This window comes from Butyrivibrio sp. (assembly GCF_024699075.1).
The window spans coordinates 1-3445 of record NZ_JAILQF010000200.1; the positions used below are offsets into that span (position 1 = coordinate 1).

At 42.2% G+C, this 3445-nt stretch carries 3 protein-coding genes; all 3 read left to right on the forward strand.

Annotation, left to right across the window (positions count from 1 at the left end):
• Positions 1–1348: glycosyltransferase family 4 protein (locus tag K6G87_RS07970; protein ID WP_296835652.1), on the forward strand; the 1348-nt coding region annotated here is incomplete at its 5' end.
• A 178-nt stretch (positions 1349–1526) separates the two neighbouring features.
• On the forward strand, positions 1527–2933 hold the full coding sequence (locus K6G87_RS07975) for a hypothetical protein (protein WP_296835654.1): 1407 nt from the start codon (positions 1527–1529) through the stop codon (positions 2931–2933).
• Positions 2934–2951: 18 nt separating this feature from the next.
• The coding region (locus K6G87_RS07980; RefSeq protein ID WP_296835655.1) for a glycosyltransferase family 2 protein at positions 2952–3445 on the forward strand (494 nt) is incomplete at its 3' end.

The following is a 3445-nucleotide window of genomic DNA, read 5'->3' on the forward strand; positions in this document are numbered from 1 at the left end:
GGAAAATGGTGATCAGATGAAAGTTTTGTGGCTTTGTAATATCATGCTTCCGGCTTTTGCCAGACATGAAGGAATTGAATATACAAATCGTGAAGGCTGGCTTTCAGGCTCTTTTGACAAAATAAGTGATCAGCGCAAAAAGGGAAAGTGTGACATAGACCTTGCTGTATGCTTCCCTGTGTCTGAGCACGAAAAGTGGAACAAAAAAGAGATAGATACAGTCATGTTCTATGCCTTCCATGAAGACCTTAACACGCCTGAAATCTATAAGCCTGAGCTTGAGATAAGGTTTAAAGAGATATTAGAAGACTATAAGCCTGACGTTGTGCACATCTTCGGAACAGAGTTCCCGCATTCACTTGCCATGCTCAAAGCCTTTAACAGGCCGGAAAGGACTCTTCTTGGAATACAGGGACTTTGCTGGGCCATAGCTAATGAATATATGGCAGATCTTCCGGAATACGTAAGGAAGGATCTGACACTTAGAGATAAGCTCAAGAAGGACTCACTTATAGAGCAGCAGGCCAAGTTCAGACTTCGCGGCGAGAACGAAAGAGACATGATAAAGCTGACAGGCCATGTTACAGGCCGTACCTCTTTTGACAGAGAAGCAGTTCTTGCCATAAATCCGGCTGCCAAGTATCACTTTATGAACGAGACAATGAGGGAGGACTTTTATGAAGGAGAGTGGAAGGAACAAGACGCAGTGCCCCATTCCATCTTCCTGTCCCAGGGAGACTACCCTTTAAAGGGCTTCCACTTTGTGCTTCAGGCACTTCCTGCCCTTATAGAAAAATATCCTGATGCTCATGTCTATGTCGCCGGCAACAGCATAATAGGCGGAATCGACAGAAAGACAGTTACTGTGCCCAATGAAAACGGAGTGCAGATAAAGGGCAGCAGGTATCCTCTTTTTATGAGAATATCAGCCTATGGAAGATATCTTAGAATGCTCATAATTAAAGGACGTCTTAAAAATAACGTTACTATTTTGGGAAAGCTTTCTGCAAAGCAGATGAAAGAGCAGTATCTTAAAGCGAGCGTATTTGTATGCCCTTCAGTAATAGAGAATTCGCCAAACAGTGTCGGAGAAGCCATGCTCCTTGGCGTTCCAACAGTTGCATCAAGAACAGGCGGAATCCCAAGCATGCTTGACGACGGACGAGACGGAATCCTTTTTGAGCCAGGGGATGTAAACGGACTGACCCAGGCAATCCTACAGATATGGGAAGAGAAGGTCATAACAGGCGTATATAGCGAAAATGCAAGAAGCCATGCCCGCATGACACATGATGCGGATGTTAACTATGCAAGACTTCTTGAAATATATCATGCGCTTGAAAGGTGACCTGGCCAAAGATTTAACCTTAGAAATCAGAAAATAGTCAGGATGAAAGAATCATGATCATATGAAAAATGATAAAAGATAAAAGATTCATATTCTTGAAAGCTATGTGGGATGGTTAAGTAAACTTATATCTGATAAAGATCCTAATACCTGCAAATACTCAGAAATGGAGAATGACATGGAGAACGACAACAGGTCAATTGACAGATTATTACATGAAAAGATCAATATATTGGGAATTCCTATGGAGTTCATCGATATCCTTTTTGGAGTATCGATCATAATGCTGGGCCTTGTTGCAAGATTTACTGTATTTGGGCTTATATCAGGTGACTATGAGCTTGCATTTGCTGACTGGATGAAAGAGATAAGAAACTGCCACGCAGCAGGCGTCCCCTATACAGGCGTAGAGCCATCAGGAGCAGACCATCTGTCAACCTTTGACTACAACTGTCTGTATCAGTACCTTCTCATATTCCTTAACCTTTTTAATAATGGCGGCGGCAATGACATGTTCCTTGTAAAGCTCTCAGACTGCGTATTTGATGTTGTTATCGCAGTTACAACTTTCAGGATCATATATGAGATGACAGGCAGCACACGTAAATCCATGATGTCAATGGGCGTAATGCTTGTAATTCCTACAATGCTTCTTAACTCCGCAGCGTGGGCTCAGAACGATGCTATATATACATCATTTCTTCTCCTTAGTTTTCTTTCTCTTTTGAAAAAAAGAGACTTCAGGACCTGGCTGTATTTTGCCATATCTTTTTGTTGGAAGCAGCAGGCAATATTTTTTGCCCCAGTACTAATAATCGCATGGCTTCGCAATAAGACAAAGATCCGCTACATAGTCCTTGTGCCTTTAATGTACGTGCTTGTAATAATTCCTGCAGCCATAGCAGGAGCCATGGTTCCTGAAAAAGTTACTGTAGCACTTTCATCCCTTGTAGATACCGGTAATGTTACCTGGACTACGGATTTTGCGGCATCAGGAGAGACTCTCGTACTTGAACCTGTCGGAAGGACCTTTGGATCCCTTCTTGGAATTTACGGCAATCAGGTATCAATGTTCTCACGACTTACAATGAACTATCCTAACATTTATACCATCATCTATTCAGACATCAGCAAGTCTATAAGACAGATGATAATACCTTGCGGCGAGCTTGTAACAGTGATGCTCCTTGGAGTACTTGCCTACTATATCTACAACAAAAAGTTTAGTGACAATAAGCTCTTTTATCTGACACTCGTTGTATTTGTAAGCCAGCTCGTAGTCTACTGCCTGCCATGCATGCATGAAAGATACGGATATGTGGCTGAGATATTCGCCTTCATATATGGAATGTTCGGATTTAAGCGCCTGTGTGTTGCAATAATGCTGCAGAGCATCACACTTGTGACCTATACAAGGTTCTTGTGGGGAGCATCGTCATCACTTACGACAGCTAACCTTGTAGTATTTGCATTTATGCTCCTTGGGATCATACTACTTATTGGAATGGATCTGTACAGACAGATTCATAAGAAAGAGATACGGAAGAGTGATGCTCTGAATAAGGAAGCTGGAGCTCAAAACTAAACGGCAGAAGAGGAATATATGGAGAGGCCTAAGATAACGGTTATAATACCGGCATATAATATTGAAAATCTAATAACAAGATGCGTTGAGTCTGTTGTGAATCAGACTTATCCAAAAGAGCTTACGCAGATCCTGGTAGTTGATGACGGCTCTACGGATAATACAGGAAAGATAATAGATGAGCTTTCCAAAAAGTATGACAACGTAACTGCCCTTCATGAAGAAAACAGCGGATCATCAAAAGCAAGGAACTATGCCCTTTCAAAGGCTGAAGGCGACTATATAGGCTTTGTTGATAGCGACGACTTTGTAGAACCCTTCATGTATGAAAGGCTTGTTGATGCCCTTGTTAGAAATAATGCCCTTATCGCGCAGACAGGAAGAGACGAGATCGCAGAGGACGGGTCAAAACTTCCAAATGTCGTGCAGGTTCCTGAGTGGGAGACTATTTACACAGATAAGGGATTTTTAAAAGAGCTTCTTATGCACAGGGGCGATGCGTCTTTTTGTAC

Coding starts and splice junctions, on each gene's coding strand:
- K6G87_RS07975 (WP_296835654.1), top strand. CDS start 1,527: ATGGAGAACGACAACAGGTCAATTGACAGATTATTACATGAAAAGATC.